Consider the following 15,536-nt stretch of genomic DNA (forward strand, 5'->3'; position numbering starts at 1 on the left):
GAAACGGATAGGACATCATGAAAGAGTTGGATTACGATCAAAGTGGATTTCGTCAAGAGCAACCGACAGTGATTGCACTCGGCAATTTCGACGGCGTCCATTTAGGACATCAAAAATTACTCTCTACAGCAAAGGTTGTTGCGGAGCAAAGCGGATTATCCGCGGCGGTTTTGCTTTTTAAGAATCATACCTCGTCTCTTTTGGATCAGGATACCAAACGCTATCTCATGCGTGTGGAGGATAAAAAGCAACGTCTGCGCGAATGCGGTATCGAGACGATTATTCTTTGCTCCTTTGATGCGGCGTTTGCTGCGCAAACGAAGGATGTTTTTATGCACGATATCCTGCATCGCGACTTTCAGGTGCGTCATGTCGTTGTGGGGGAGGACTATCGCTTCGGTGCTCACGCGGCGGGGGCCGTTGCCGATCTTTTGGCAGCAGAGAAGGAAGGACTGTTTCACGTCACAGTGGTAAAGGATGTGCAATACGAAGGACAGCGCATCAGCTCCACACGCATTCGAGATGCGATTCTGCAGGGAGAAATCGAGCGAGCGAATGCCATGCTCGGCACGCCATACACGCTTTCCGGAAAAGTGGTGCATGGAGAAAAGCGCGGCCATGGCCTTGGCTTTGCAACCGCAAATTTGGGCATTTTTTTTCCGTATCTCATTCCACACGAAGGGGTTTACCTGACGAAAGGCGTATTTCCCGGGCACGAATGCTTCGGTATGACGTCGGTCGGCACAAACCCCACATTTCAAGAGGGAACGGAGATTCGCATCGAAACCTATTTTTTTGATTTTTCAGAAGACATCTATGAAAAGCCCATGCGTTTGTCGTTTCTGCGTTTTGAGCGAAAGAATATTCGTTTTGATAATCCTTCGCAGCTTACAAAGCAGATGCAGAAAGACGAAGATTTGTTGCGTGCCTGGGTAAAAGAATGGGAGAGGACGCATCCTGCAAGTTGACTACGAAGTAAATGTTGCATTTTCCATGCAAAACGAGTATATTGTACGGGTACTCTTTCTCGGAGAACGGTACTCCGACCTTCTCTTAGAAAGCAGCGAAAGAAAGGAAGAGGAGATGCTAACAAAAGAAAAAAAAGCGGAAATCATCAAAGAATACGGCAAAAATGAAAAGGACACCGGTTCACCGGAAGTGCAGATTGCTCTGTTGAGCTATCGCATTGCGGAATTGACGGAGCACCTTAAAAGTCATGCGAACGATAACCATTCCCGTCGCGGACTTTATATGCTCATCGGTCAGCGCCGTGGTCTGTTGAACTATCTTTATAAGCTCGACATTGAGCGCTATCGTGATCTTATTGCTCGCTTGAACTTGCGCGGTTAATGAGACGGAATCTTTTCGCGAATGTCCTCGCCCACCTTTTCGGTGGGCGAGGCTTTTTATATTTTTCACGTATTTTGATTTCAAAAAGTGATTAGTCCAGTGAAAGATGAGGAAAAAATTTAACCGAAAATTCGCGTCCCTGCGTGCAATTTGATATACTGGATAGGTGTATGAAAAGCCCGAACAACCTCGTCGCAGACGAAGGGTGAGTGTTCATCTAAATTAAGAGGAGGAAAGAATGAGAGAATTCGATTACCGTTCAGAGGTAACGAACAATGCCTTTCATGTCACGATCGGAAAAGTGGCGGAACAGGCAAATGGAGAATGTATTTTACGCGCAGGAGACAGCATCGTTTTAACGACGGCGGTCATGAATCGCAATGTTCGCGAAGGACAGGATTTTTTTCCGCTGACATGTGAGTATCAGGAAAAACTCTATGCGGTGGGTCGCATTCCCGGCGGCTACATTAAACGCGAAGGGCGCGGCTCCATGGAGGCAACGCTGAATGCACGTCAAATGGATCGTCCCATTCGCCCGCTGTTCCCGGAAGGATTTAAGAACGATGTGCAGGTGATTGCGACCGTCCTTTCGGTATCTCCGGATGATCCGCCGGAAATTTTAGCCATGAACGGTTCTTCCTTAGCTTTGTCCCTTTCGGATATTCCCTTCGACGGACCGACCGGTGCGGTTATTGTCGGCTATGTGAACGGAGAATATGTCATCAACCCTTCCGAAGAGCAAATGGAACATTCCGAGCTGAATTTGACCGTTTCGGGAACGGAAGAAGCCATTATGATGGTGGAGGCCGGGGCCAATGAGCTTTCCGAAGAGCAGATGCTCGAAGCTATTCTGTTCGGACATAAAGAAATTCAGTCGATCTGCCGCTTTTTCAAGAAAATCGCGGCGGAAGAAGGCAAGTCTAAATTTGAATTTGTCAAACATGAACCGGATGCGCAGCTGCGTGAACGTGTTGAGGCGTTTTCCAAAGAGCGTCTGATTCAAGCACTGCGTTCCGACAACAAGACCATTCGCGAAGACGGCATTGCGGACATCAAAAAAGAAACCTTTGAGCTTTTTGAAGCCGCCGATGCGGACATCTTCCCGAGCATTCGCAACGATATTGATGCGATTATGGAAGAAATCGTGCGCAATGAAGTGCGCCGTCTCATCACCGAAGATAAGGTGCGTGCGGATGGACGCGCCATGGATGAAATTCGTCCGTTGAGCGCCGAATGCGGTCTGCTTCCGCGTGCCCATGGATCGGGTCTCTTCAAGCGCGGCCAGACGCAGGTACTTTCCGTGGTTACCCTTGGCGGTCCGCGTGATGTGCTCTACATTGACGGCCTCCATCAGGAGGAAGTGGTGAAGAGCTATTTCCATCAATACAATTTCCCGCCGTTCAGCGTAGGGGACACAAAACCGTTGCGTTCGCCCGGACGCCGTGAGATCGGTCATGGCTATTTGGCGGAGCGCGCACTTTTGCCGGTTCTTCCCGATTCCACAACCTTTCCGTATACCATCCGTGTGGTCTCCGAGGTTCTCAGCTCCAACGGATCCAGTTCCCAAGCATCGATCTGCGGCTCCACGCTTTCTTTGATGGACGCGGGCGTACCCATCAAAAAGCCGGTAGCCGGCATTGCCATGGGCCTGATTAAAGAGGGCGAACATATGTCCATCCTCACCGATATTCAAGGACTTGAGGATCATTTGGGCGACATGGACTTTAAGGTAGCCGGTACCAAGGACGGCATCACCGCCTTGCAGATGGATATCAAAATCGAGGGAATCGATAAACAAGTTATGGAAATTGCGCTTGCGCAGGCGAAAAAAGCACGTGCGGAAATTTTGACGGTTCTCACCGACTGCATCGCTGAACCGCGCAAAGAGCTTTCAAAATATGCTCCGCGTATTCTGGCTTTGGACATTGATCCCGAGAAGATTCGGGAAGTCATTGGAAAAGGCGGAAAGACCATTAACGGTATTGTAGAGGCTACCGGCGCAGTGATTGATACCGAAGACGACGGTCACATTACCATCACCTCACCTGATGGAGAAAGTGGCGAAAAAGCCAAACAGATGATTTTGGATATTATTCGCGACGTTGAAGTGGGCGATGTGTACGAAGGAACGGTAGCACGCATTATGAAGTTTGGTGCCTTTGTCGATTTGGGCGGCAATAAAGAGGGCATGATCCATATTTCCAAGCTGGCCAATGAGCGCGTGGAGAAGGTGGAAGATGTCGTTGAAATTGGCGATAAGGTCAAAGTCAAAGTCATTGAAATTGATGATAAAGGTCGCATCAATCTTTCCCGTAAGGCACTGCTTCCTCGTCGCTGATGAGATTGCGTTGATGCGGAACGAAAAGTAAACGATAGGTTCAAAAATAGAGACGGCGCTGACGAAGATTGGAACACAATCTGTCGTTGGCGTCGCTTTTTGTACCTGTCGATATGGTATACTGATTGATGGTGAGGAGGCAGCATGGCGAAGACAACAAGACGGAGAAGAACGGTAATAAAAGACCAAAAAAAACAATATATTCTCGTTGCGTGCTTCATTGCTCTCATTGTTTGTGCGGCGACGATTTATTTTCGTGCGCAAACGGGCTGGATGGGAAAAGTCATCGGCGGTGGCTTCTTTAAACTTTTCGGTGTCATGACGTATACGGTTCCGCCGCTGATTTTTCTGTTTCTCCTTGCCGCCGTATCGGGAAATTTGCATGGAAAATTGCTTAAAACACTGTTATTTCTTTCCGCATTGTTGCTCTGTATCGCGATGATTATCGCGGTTCGAGATCTTCCAACGGCAACGGTTGAAACAACCGTCTCCCTTTCGGCGGAGCGCGGCGAAAACCTTCGCGGAGCAGGAATTGTAGGAGGAATATTCAGCTTACTGTTTCGGCGTATTATCGGCGAAATCGGCATTTGGCTGCTATTTGTTTTTGTCCTGTTCTTCTTTATCTTGCATCTATTTGACGTCAAGATGGTGGAATTTTTCACGATTCTCAGTGAATGGATTCGTTCCGGCTGGGATAAAACAAAAGTGACCGGAAAAGCGCTGCAGGAAAAAGCAGAAAATCGTCGCAAAGAGAAGCGAGCAGTTCGTGAACAACAGCAGGAGGAAGAGCAGGCGTACGCAAAAAATGCGTCGTATGACATAAACGAAGAAGAACCGTTGGATCCTGTGTCCGATGAGACCTTTTCCAGACCATATGTACCGAAACCCTATGATGACGAAGAGCCGACCGAAGTCTTGTCTTTTTCGTCCTCGCATGACAAAAGATTGTCTTCCGAGGAGGATACGGTTTCTTTTTCTCCTTCATCACCACAAGAGGCACAAATGGGGAAGAAGAACCTGTCGATCTCTCCGCATGAAAAGTCCCCTGCAGCGTCAGAACAGGAACAGTTCAGCATGGAAAATTTTGGGCTCTCCATGGAAGAAGATGGGGAGCACACGTATATTACGCCACCTATTGAATTACTGAAATCGGGTAAAAAGAATGGCACAGCCCGTGAAACGGATCTAAGTCAGCGTGCACAGAAAATAGAATCGACGTTGGGTTCTTTCGGTATTGAAGCACGTGTGGTTTCCATCCAACGTGGGCCGACGGTAACGCAGTTTGAACTCCAGCCACAGGCAGGAATTAAGGTCAGTCGCATCACGAATCTTGCCGATGATCTGGCTCTTGCTCTGGCTGCACAAGATATTCGAATTGAAGCGCCCATCCCCGGGAAGCCCTATGTCGGGATCGAGGTTCCTAATCGCATTTCCGATACGGTATCCCTTCGCGATCTGTTTCAAAGTGATGCTTTTCTGCAGGAAAAAGACGGAATACCCATTGCCCTTGGGAAGAGCATTGATGGCCATCCGGTGATTGCCAAAATCACCAAGATGCCGCATTTGCTCATTGCCGGCGCCACAGGATCGGGTAAATCGGTATGCATCAACACTATCATCATGAGCATTTTGTATAAGTATTCGCCATCCGAAGTGCGTCTAATCCTCATTGACCCAAAAGTGGTGGAGCTTTCGGTCTACAATGAAATTCCGCATTTGATGATTCCGGTGGTTACGGATCCGAAAAAAGCGGCGAAAGCATTATACACACTGGTCAAAGAAATGGAACGACGCTTTAAACTCTTCTCGCAATTTTCCGTTCGTGATATTGGCGGATACCGCGAGCAGCAGAAGGTGGATGATTCCATGGAGAATTTGCCCTACATTGTGCTCATCATTGACGAATTATCCGATCTCATGATGGTGGCGTCCAAAGATGTTGAGGCACATATTACACGCCTGGCGCAGATGGCGCGTGCTTGCGGTATTCATCTGATCATCGCCACGCAGCGGCCGTCCGTGGACGTGATTACCGGAACGATAAAGGCCAATATTCCTTCGCGCATCTCCTTTGCGGTTTCCTCTTCGGTTGATTCCCGTACCATTCTGGATCAGAGCGGGGCGGAAAAGCTATTAGGAAAGGGCGACATGCTTTATTATCCCGCTCATTTTCCGAAGCCGAAGCGTGTGCAGGGAGCCTTTGTATCGGATGCGGAGGTCTCACAAGTTACGCATTTTCTGACGGATCAGCATGAAGTTTGCTATGACAAGGCGTTAATTGCTTCGTTGGAAAAGACTGCCGATGTGGTGCAGGAGGATGAAGAATCTCCAAAAGATGCTTTGATGGAGGAAGTGCTGGAATTTATCAGCCATGAGGAAACAACGTCCATCAGTGGCTTACAGCGGCGCTTCCGTATAGGCTATGCGCGCGCCGGGCGTATTATTGATGATCTGGAGGCAATGGGAGCGATTTCGCCGCAGGACGGCTCGAAACCGCGTGAAGTCTATATTCATGACGAGGAGGATGACGATGAATCTGCCCAATAAGTTAACCATGCTTCGTGTGGGATTGATTCCGTTTTTTGTGTTGACTTATTTATTGCTGGACGAGACAAGTCCCATTCCGGCGTTGTTGTTTATCGTAGCCTCCGCCACGGATTTTTTGGATGGCTATATTGCGCGTCGAGACCATCTTGTGACAACATTCGGGAAATTCATGGATCCTTTAGTGGACAAGGTGCTGACACTGACCGCTTTTATTCTTTTGATCGGGAAGGGACAGATTGCTTCCTGGATAGTGGTAATTATAGTCGCACGTGAGCTCATGATTACCGGATTTCGCACAGTAGCGGCATCCAATGGGGTAACCATTGCCGCTTCAAAATGGGGAAAATATAAGACAACGTTTCAGATGATCGCCATCATCGTTCTGTTATTGGAACATAGTTGGTTATCGATGATTCGTCAAACGTTCATTGCGGATCTTTTCGTATGGCTTGCCCTGATCTTTACGATCATTTCTGCGGCGGACTATCTGTTGAAAAATCACCAGGTATTGGACCTGAATAATATTTAACATAGAGGAGACATTATGGCCATTGCAAATATGAAACAGGAAGACAAAGAAAAAGCCCTGAGAATGGCGTTCAACAAGATTGAAAAGCAATTTGGTAAAGGCGCCATTATGAAATTGGGTGAACAGCCGGTGCAGGAAATTGATGCTATTCCGACGGGGGCAATCAATCTGGACTTAGCGTTGGGCGTTGGCGGATTACCGCGCGGACGCGTCGTGGAGATCTACGGTCCGGAAAGTTCCGGGAAGACGACGCTCGCGTTGGAAACCATTGCTGAAGCGCAGAAACTGGGAGGCATTGCGGCATTTATTGACGCGGAGCATGCCCTGGACGTCGGTTACGCTCGTCGTTTGGGTGTTGATACGGATAATTTGGTTCTCTCTCAACCGGATGACGGGGAGTCCGCATTGGAAATCCTGGAGAGTCTGGTGCGTTCAAATGCTGTCGATATTGTGGTGTTGGACTCCGTTGCCGCTCTGGTACCGCGTGCAGAGATTGAGGGAGAGATGGGGGACACGCATGTCGGTCTACTTGCGCGCCTGATGAGTCAGGCTTTGCGAAAATTGACACCGATCGTTGCAAAGTCGAACACTACGGTGGTCTTCTTGAATCAGATTCGCCAGAAAATCGGCGTTATGTACGGCAATCCCGAAGTGACGACAGGCGGTGTGGCTTTAAAATTTTATTCCACTATTCGCCTGGATATTCGTCGAGGAGATCAGATTAAAGATGGCGAAGACGTCATCGGCAATCGTACACGTGTAAAAGTAGTTAAAAACAAGGTCGCTCCTCCATTCAAACGAGTGGAGTTTGATATTATGTACGGTACAGGCATTTCCAAGATCGGAACGCTCCTTGATACCGCTTTGGATTTGGGTATCGTGGAACGCGCCGGCGCATGGTATAGCTATGATGGGGAACGCCTCGGGCAGGGAAGAGAAAACGCGAAGAACTTTATTGCGGAAAATCTTGACCTGCACAAAAAACTGGAGAAAGAACTACGGGATACTCTCCGGGAAAAAGCTCAACGGGAAGAGGAAAGCGAAGGCAATGCGAGCGACACACAGAGCAATGCCGGTAAAAACGCTCCTCAAATGGGTAGTGAGACATTCACGTTGGACTGATTAAGAATGAGTAAGGAAAATTTTAAGGAAAGGAGGTACCATGGATAACACATTATTTCCAATTATTGCGTTTCTTATCGGCGGACTGATTTTCTTCTTCGTCGGTAATGCGTATCGCGCGAAGCAAAATCGAGAAAAGATCGGTTCTGCCAAAACACTGGCAGATAAGATCTTGGATGATGCCAACCGCGATGCCGAAACAGCCAAAAAAGAAGCTCTACTTGAAGCAAAGGACGAAATTCATCGTTTACGCGACGAGCAGGAAGCACAATATGCGCGTCGTCAAAATGAATTACAGGACACAGAACGTCGCTTAAATAAACGTGAAGACCTGTTGGATGAAAAATCTTTGCAGCTGGAAAACCAGGAAAAAAAGGTTGCTAAGGATCAGGATCGTGTAAAAAGCAAAGAACAGCGTGCCGATCAATTGATGACGCAGCGTCAAAAAGAGTTAGAGCGTATTGCGGATCTTAAACCTGAACAGGCGCGGGAGATGGTATTGGCTAAAGCACGTGAAGACGTCGTGCATGAACGTGCACAGATTCTTCGCGAAGAAGAAGCCAAAACGAGGGATGAAGCGGAAAGCCGCGCGCGGGAAATCATTACTCGTACGGTTCAACGTTATGCATCCGACTTCGTCGCGGAAAGCACCGTGACGGTTGTCTCTTTGCCGAACGATGAGATGAAAGGACGCATTATCGGCCGCGAAGGGCGTAATATTCGTGCCTTTGAACAGCTGACGGGCGTTGACCTGATCATCGATGATACACCGCAGGCCGTTGTTCTCTCCTGCTTTGATCCGGTGCGCAGAGAAAAAGCGCGCGTTGCCCTCGAAAAGCTAATTGTTGATGGGCGTATTCATCCGACACGCATTGAAGAACTGTACCAAAAAGCGGAGCAGGAAGTAGAGCACACGATTCGTGAGGCAGGTGAACTTGCTGTAGACGAGGTAGGGATTCGAAATATTCATCCCGAAATCGTTCGAACACTGGGTAAGCTGAAATATCGAACGTCTTACGGACAGAATGCTCTCGGACACACTATTGAAGTCGCACAGCTCGCCGGTATGCTGGCTTTAGAGCTGGGCGCAAATGTGAAGATTGCCAAGCGCGGTGCATTATTGCATGATCTGGGCAAGGCGATTGATCATGAGATTGAATTGCCACACGTTGAACTCGGTGTTCGTTTGGCTAAGAAATACAACGAGAGCAAAGAGGTCATTCACTGTATTGAGGCGCATCATAACGATGTGGAGCCGACAACTTTAGAAGCGTTTATTGTCAAAGCTTCAGATGCGCTGTCTGCTGCACGACCGGGAGCCAGAAGAGAATCTACCGAAAACTACATCAAACGCCTGGAAGATCTTGAAGCAATTGCCAAGTCCTTCCCGGGAATTGAGCAGTGCTATGCGATTCAAGCAGGCCGCGAGGTTCGTATTGCGGTTAAGCCGGAAGAAGTTTCGGAAGACAAGATGGTGGTGCTCGCACATGACATCGCCAAAAAAATTGAGAGTGAACTCGAATATCCTGGTCAAATCAAAATCAATATCGTGCGTGAAACGCGTGCGAGTGATGTAGCAAAATAACCAAGAATACGAACGAGAAGCGAAACCCCATCAGGACATGGTCTTAATGGGGTTTTGCTTTTTGCCTAAAAGTTGTTAAAATGGACGAAGTACGTGTCTTAAATACCGACGCATGCACATTTCGAATGAAAGAGCGGGCAGGAAAAGAAATGGGTGCTTTTTTTCAACAATTTCTAGTGTTCACCTTCTTAGCCGGATTCGGCTTTATGCTTGCCCGTAAAGGGACACTCTCCGAAGAGACGACCAATGAAATGAGTCATATCCTCATTCGTTATATTCTTCCTCTTACGCTCTTTCAGTCGTTTCTACGTCCGTTCGATGCACAGGAAGCGCTTTGGCTTGCAGGAATCATGCTTTTTACGGCAGTTGTTCAGGTTATTTATATTATACTTTCCCGTGTCCTTTTCGGCAAAGACCATCCGATCGATCGCTATGCTGTGATTTTTAATAATAAGGCTTTTGTTGGGATTCCGATCGCGACATCTTTATTTGGTCCGTCATGCACTTTCTATATATCGCCTTCTGTTGTCATGTCGACCCTTCTTATTATTCTTTATGGTTCTCCACTTTTGAACAAGAAAGAAAAACTATCCTGGAAAGCCATTACAACCCTCTATAAACAACCCATTTTTCTTGCCTTTTTTTTCGGCTGGGTTGTCTATCTGTTGCAGATTCCTATTCCACCCTTTCTTACTTCTCTTTTATCGGCGCTTGCCGGCATCAATTCAACCCTTGCGATGATTATCCTTGGCGCTTTTATTGCACAAAAGCCGCTCACTGGATTGTTCAATACGAAGCGCGTCTGGTGGGTATCTTTTGTTCGCCTTGTTCTTTTTCCACTCATTCCGATTGTCCTGCTGGTTCTTTTTCCTTTCGGATCTGTAGAATTGCGTATGGTTACGATTGTGGCTTGGAGTTGTCCTACAGCCATCAATCTGGCATTGCAGGCAAAGATATACGATTATGATCCGTACTATGCCTCACAAATTATTGTTGTTACCTGTCTTGGCTGTGCTTTGACCATTCCCGTTATGTTAGGAATTGCCCAACAGGTTATTCATTGAATATATTATCTTTCTTCTCTTCATTCTCGGGAAAATTGGCAGATTTTTGCACTTCCTGGTACGCATAGAATGCTTTTTTGTTCGGCACCTTATCCGTTTTACCTAACCTAAATTGACAGTGCGGACAGGTCGAAGGGAAAGGAAACATGCGTTTTCCCAAATGACGGTGGCAATGCGGACAACGCCAATAGCGATAATCCAGACGTGCAGATACACCAAGAAGAAAGAGAGAGAAGAACAAAGGTATCCAAGGGTGTAAACCCGGAATGGGAACGCAGGCAAGCACGAACAGTGCTCCACCTGCGCATCTTGTGACCAGATTCAGTAAGCGAAGAGCGGAGTACGTCATCATTGTTCTTTTTCGGAAAGAAGCGGATGCGTTCGCTTTTTCGCTTTTTTCTCGCCTTGTATGAGGATAATGAGCAAAATAAAACCGGCAATCGTCAGACTGATGCCCGGCATCAGCAAGGGTGTGCGGAATGTCATCTCCAGGGTGTGCTCACCGGGCGTTACGGGAATTGCCGTAAGGGAGTCTAGGACAGAAATCGTAGAGACATCTTTTCCGTCCAGTTTTGCACTCCATCCTTCATCGTAGGGAAGAGATAGCAAGAGATAAGGCGTTTCCTGTTTGGCGTTAAACGTTCCGGAAAAGAAGGTAGAAGAGAACTGTGTCAGCTTCAATCCGTTTTCCCGTTGAAAATCGACCGCCTGTAGAAGCGCATCTTCATCTAAAGTGAAAAGCGCGACGTTATTAAGGGTAAAGCTGTCTTTATTACGGTGCATTTGAATCGAAAGTTTTTGCGTTTTTTCGCCCTCATTCGCTCCGGAGACATTGAGAACCTGCGAGGTGGTGACGTTACCGGAACGCTTGTTGCTAACGGGTTGGTCATCCAGGTAAATATTCGAGTTATACGTGTTAAATGTCTCGGAGATCGTGACGTAGGCGGAGCGCTTTCCTGTAGTGTGCACTTGGTAATTCAAACGTGCCGTTGTGTCCTTGTCCTCAGCGACACGACGATAGACTTTCGGGGCGCCCTCTCCGTCTTCTTGCGTGAGATTTTGAAGTTTCGGTGCATCCAAGGCAAAATGCTCGAAGTAGTTGATTTCGCTTCCCGGTTTTCCATCTATCATGTTTGCAAGATGATCCTGAAAATCCAAAGGATTCATGCGACCGGCGGAAAAGGTGGAAAGACTGTCTTCCGCCAACATCCCCAGCGGCATACACCAGGGATTTTCATACACACGTATATACGAACCGTCAGAAACGAGTGGCATATCCTGCACATCCGGTCGATGCGACTTGGATTTTAATGCGCTCATTCCTTCGATGAGATCTTCATTGTTCTTGTCGTATTTTCCTTCCAAATAGTAGCGGATACCAAAAAGCGCATCCGTCAGTTTCGTCGCATTGCCTCCTGCCGTCGAGGCTCTTCCGCGTGAAAAGCCAAGACTGGACAGCAATTCAATGGTGTTGTATTCATAGGTGGAGTTGAAGTGTGTCAATCCGCTGTAGTTAAAACGCATACCGTCATTGCTGTCATGCATAAAGGTCTTTTCGATGCGATAAAAATCGCCATTTTTCGGTCGAATCGGCTCCAACGCTTCACACATCTGTTGATGAAAGAAGGCGAACTCCGTTCGTGTTTCATACGAAAAACAGGCCGTATAAACTGCTGCATTGGCAGACAGATCAAGCAGAGCGAAAAGGAGAAGAAGAAAAGCCGAGATGGGCATGCCTTTTCTGTTTTTGCTCCACTGTACCAATAAAACAAGAAATAGAACAACAGCTAAAGATGTGCCGATCAAGTGTGCATAGGTAACGAAGGGAAAGAGTTTGCTGTCCTGATGTTTTCGCAGAGCGAGATAGATCACCAACGCAGCGTAAAAAAGGACAACGACGCCGATTTGGACAACCGTAATGCGTTTCATGCGTAAAAAGCCGCGAAAGGCAATGAGAAGGGTGAAGAAACTGAACACCCAGGAAAAGCGGTAGTTATACCATATCGGGTACTGCAAGCCGTGCCACAGCACATTGAGTTTTTTAATGTTCATAGAGAGCAGTAAAAATACAATTATGCCAAGCGAGCACAGTCGTTCACGGACGCTGATTCGCGGGTTGAAAAAGTAAAACAGACCTAATAGGGCAGGAACCATACCGGCATAGATGTTGGCATAGCCGTTGGAGACCTGATCATAGTCAAATGCCACAGGAATGAGCCGTGAAAACGGATCTGCAAGCGGATAGTTAAAGGCGCTGTCCGCAACCACGCTCTCCTGATAAGGTCCTTTGCTGAGCAGGAGTGAATACATATTCGGGAAAATGAGCCACGCGGTCAGTGTGCCGGCGATAAAGGAATACAATGCAAAGCGGAAAAAAAGGCCGATGCAGTGCTTCAGTCTTTCTTTCGACGGTCCGCGCATCGAAGCTGAGCGACGAACAATGGCCCAGATGGCATAAAGCACCAAGAAGAGACAAAGCATATAGGCCATGTAGAAATTGACGATAATAGAGAGGGTAAGCGTAAGAACATAGGGAAGAGGACTTTTCCCGTCCATCATACGTTCCAGAAACAACACCACCAGCGGGGCCAAATACAACACATCCAACCACATGACATTGAGCATGTTGGCCATGGTAAAAGACATTAAGGCATAGCTGGAGGAAAAAAGCAACGTTCGCCAATCATAACCATGCTCACGTTTGTTGAGCAAGAGCGCAAACAAGAGGCCGGAAAGACCGATCTTGATGAGCTGAATAAGTTCCACGGCCAGAGGGAGATGTTGAGCAGGGAAAAGAAAAAAGAGCAAATTTAACGGACTCAACAAATAATAGGCGTCTGTTGCGCTCATCAGTCCGCCCGGCCCTTTGGTGAAATTATAGAGTAGGCTTCCCGGATCCGCTGTCACACGTCGAAACGCTTCAAAAAAGCCAACATATTGATTGCGTAGATCTACGGCAAGCGTAGTATGGTCCCCAAAGGGGAAGATGCCGGAATAGATAAATGCCGGCATCAGCAAAAGGATAGGAATAAGAAAACTCATCAGGAGGAGAAAAAACGTGTTTTGTCTGGGCACGGACGATTTACGGTACGCAAACAGAACATCTCGTTTATCCCGTTGAATTAACACTCGATAGGACGACATGGCTCCTCCGTTCAATGTTGTGTCGGTTCACTGTCCGGTTTATAGCTGTCACGCAGCGTGACGACGCGATTGTAAATATGCTTTTCCGGAGTTGAATAATGGCGATCTTCACAGAAGTAGCCTTTGCGCATAAATTGATATCGTATTGCGTCGTCATGTTTTTCCGCAAGCCACGGTTCGACAACCGCGTTCGGAATAATGGTGAGCGAGTCCGGATTCAACAATTCATGGTAATCCGCTTCCTCTCCATCCGGATTTTCCACCGTAAAGAGGCGATCGTAAAGGCGAACCTCTGCCGTTACACCGTTACGCACGGGGACCCAATGAATCGTTCCTCGAATTTTACGTCCATCCGCTGCCGTTCCGCCGAACGAGTCCGGATCATATGTGGCATGGACGACCTTAACGTTTCCGCCTTCATCCAGCTCATAGTCGGTGGCTTTTACGATATATGCATTTTGCAGGCGTACTTCATTTCCGGGGAACAGACGATAGTACTTTTTCGGCGGATCAATCATAAAATCTTCGCGTTCAATCCATACTTCCTTACCGAAGGGGATGGTATGTGTTCCCATGGACGGATCCTTCGGATGGTTTGCGATCGTACAAATTTCCGTTTTGTCTTCGGGATAGTTGTCGATTACGAGTAGGATGGGGTCCAAAACTGCCATGGCTCGAGGAGCATGGTCATTTAAGTCCTCACGCACGCAGTAATCAAGAAAACGGGCATCGACCATGCTGTCGGTTTTCGTCATGCCGATGCGTTCACAAAAATTGCGAATGCTCTGCGGCGTAAAACCGCGACGTCGTAGGCCCTGAATGGTCGGCAGGCGCGGATCATCCCAGCCGTCGACAAGTCCGTCTTCCACCAATGTGCGTAACTTGCGTTTGGACATGACCGTGTGGGAGAGATTTAACCGTGCAAATTCGATTTGACGCGGTTTATGGGGCATGTCGGTATTGTCCACAACCCAATCATATAAAGGACGATGATTTTCAAATTCTAACGAACAAAGGGAATGCGTAATTCCCTCAATTGCATCTTCAAGGGGATGTGCAAAATCGTACATTGGATAAATGCACCACTTATCACCCTGACGATGATGCTGCTGATGGGCTATACGGTAAATGACCGGGTCACGCATATTAATGTTTCCGGAGGTCAAATCAATTTTTGCACGCAGGGTCTTTTCGCCATCAGCAAATTCACCGTTACGCATGCGCTGAAAAAGATCAAGATTTTCTTCCACGCTGCGATCGCGCCATGGGCTCGGTTTACCGGGCTCCGTTAGCGTGCCGCGATAGGCTCTCATATCTTCTGCAGATAGGTCATCGACGTAGGCTAACCCTTTTTTTATCAGCACGATCGCAGCTTTATACATCTGCTCGAAATAATCAGAGGCAAAATAGAAGCGGTTGCCCCAGTCAAAGCCCAACCAGTGGATATCTTCCTGGATGGATTCAACAAAGAGCGTATCTTCTTTCACCGGATTGGTATCATCCATGCGCAAATTGCAGATTCCGTCATACTTTTCTGCTGTGCCGAAATCCATGTTGATTGCCTTGGCATGACCAATGTGCAAAAAACCGTTCGGTTCCGGAGGAAAGCGGGTGACGATCTGTTGGCCGTGAACGCGTCCGCCGGGCGCGGATTCTTCTTCGATAATCTGGTGGATAAAATTTGTTGTTTCCCAGTCCATGTTGTCCTCCTTATAGATGCGATGTCCTTATTATAGCATTAAATTCTTTTTCTTTAGTCAGTTCCTCATCTTCAGCCAAATGGCCGATGAAAAAGGCATTTATGTAAGGAAATCGGTTCCACATAGGAAAACGGATTTTCCTCTTCAGGAATAGAGG

11 protein-coding genes are annotated in these 15,536 nt (G+C 47.6%); 8 read left to right on the plus strand and 3 right to left on the minus strand.

Annotated elements, in window-relative coordinates:
• The first annotated feature begins 17 nt into the window (after positions 1–17).
• The 8 genes from ribF to BN3910_RS02230 all read left to right on the plus strand — a co-directional run bounded on the left by ribF (position 18) and on the right by BN3910_RS02230 (position 10,535).
• On the plus strand, positions 18–968 hold the full coding sequence (ribF, locus tag BN3910_RS02195; RefSeq protein WP_066923910.1) for a riboflavin biosynthesis protein RibF: 951 nt from the start codon (positions 18–20) through the stop codon (positions 966–968).
• A gap of 115 nt (positions 969–1,083) precedes the next feature.
• On the plus strand, positions 1,084–1,350 hold the full coding sequence (gene rpsO / locus BN3910_RS02200) for a 30S ribosomal protein S15 (RefSeq protein WP_066923912.1): 267 nt from the start codon (positions 1,084–1,086) through the stop codon (positions 1,348–1,350).
• Positions 1,351–1,588: 238 nt separating this feature from the next.
• A complete protein-coding gene (gene pnp / locus BN3910_RS02205) occupies positions 1,589–3,688 on the plus strand; it encodes a polyribonucleotide nucleotidyltransferase (protein ID WP_066923914.1) in 2,100 nt (699 codons plus the stop codon).
• 144 nt (positions 3,689–3,832) lie between these two features.
• The gene (locus BN3910_RS02210; protein ID WP_066923916.1) at positions 3,833–6,235 is read left to right on the plus strand and encodes a DNA translocase FtsK; all 2,403 of its coding nucleotides are present in this window, start codon (positions 3,833–3,835) and stop codon (positions 6,233–6,235) included.
• Complete coding sequence (gene pgsA / locus BN3910_RS02215; RefSeq protein ID WP_066923918.1) at positions 6,219–6,764, plus strand: CDP-diacylglycerol--glycerol-3-phosphate 3-phosphatidyltransferase; 546 nt, start codon at positions 6,219–6,221, stop codon at positions 6,762–6,764. The genes BN3910_RS02210 and pgsA overlap by 17 nt, the downstream gene beginning before the upstream one ends.
• A 15-nt stretch (positions 6,765–6,779) precedes the next feature.
• On the plus strand, positions 6,780–7,886 hold the full coding sequence (gene recA / locus BN3910_RS02220) for a recombinase RecA (RefSeq protein WP_075967973.1): 1,107 nt from the start codon (positions 6,780–6,782) through the stop codon (positions 7,884–7,886).
• Between the two features lie 40 nt (positions 7,887–7,926).
• Positions 7,927–9,471, plus strand: a complete 1,545-nt coding sequence (rny, locus tag BN3910_RS02225; RefSeq protein WP_066923920.1) for a ribonuclease Y — start codon at positions 7,927–7,929, stop codon at positions 9,469–9,471.
• A 149-nt stretch (positions 9,472–9,620) separates the two neighbouring features.
• On the plus strand, positions 9,621–10,535 hold the full coding sequence (locus BN3910_RS02230) for an AEC family transporter (RefSeq protein WP_066923922.1): 915 nt from the start codon (positions 9,621–9,623) through the stop codon (positions 10,533–10,535).
• On the opposite strand, the gene BN3910_RS02235 is transcribed toward BN3910_RS02230, so the two are convergent.
• From BN3910_RS02235 to BN3910_RS02245, 3 genes are read right to left on the minus strand one after another with little or no spacing between them, the layout of a single operon-like run.
• The gene (locus BN3910_RS02235) at positions 10,525–10,887 is read right to left on the minus strand and encodes a hypothetical protein (RefSeq protein ID WP_148417315.1); all 363 of its coding nucleotides are present in this window, start codon (positions 10,885–10,887) and stop codon (positions 10,525–10,527) included. The genes BN3910_RS02230 and BN3910_RS02235 overlap by 11 nt on opposite strands.
• The gene (locus BN3910_RS02240; RefSeq protein WP_066923925.1) at positions 10,884–13,679 is read right to left on the minus strand and encodes a YfhO family protein; all 2,796 of its coding nucleotides are present in this window, start codon (positions 13,677–13,679) and stop codon (positions 10,884–10,886) included. The genes BN3910_RS02235 and BN3910_RS02240 overlap by 4 nt, the downstream gene beginning before the upstream one ends.
• An 11-nt stretch (positions 13,680–13,690) precedes the next feature.
• Positions 13,691–15,379 (minus strand): glutamine--tRNA ligase/YqeY domain fusion protein, encoded by a 1,689-nt coding sequence (locus BN3910_RS02245; protein WP_066923927.1) that lies wholly within the window; start codon positions 15,377–15,379, stop codon positions 13,691–13,693.
• Positions 15,380–15,536: the final 157 nt, after the last annotated feature.

Source organism: Murdochiella massiliensis (assembly GCF_900059565.1).
Lineage (GTDB): Bacteria > Bacillota > Clostridia > Tissierellales > Peptoniphilaceae > Murdochiella > Murdochiella massiliensis.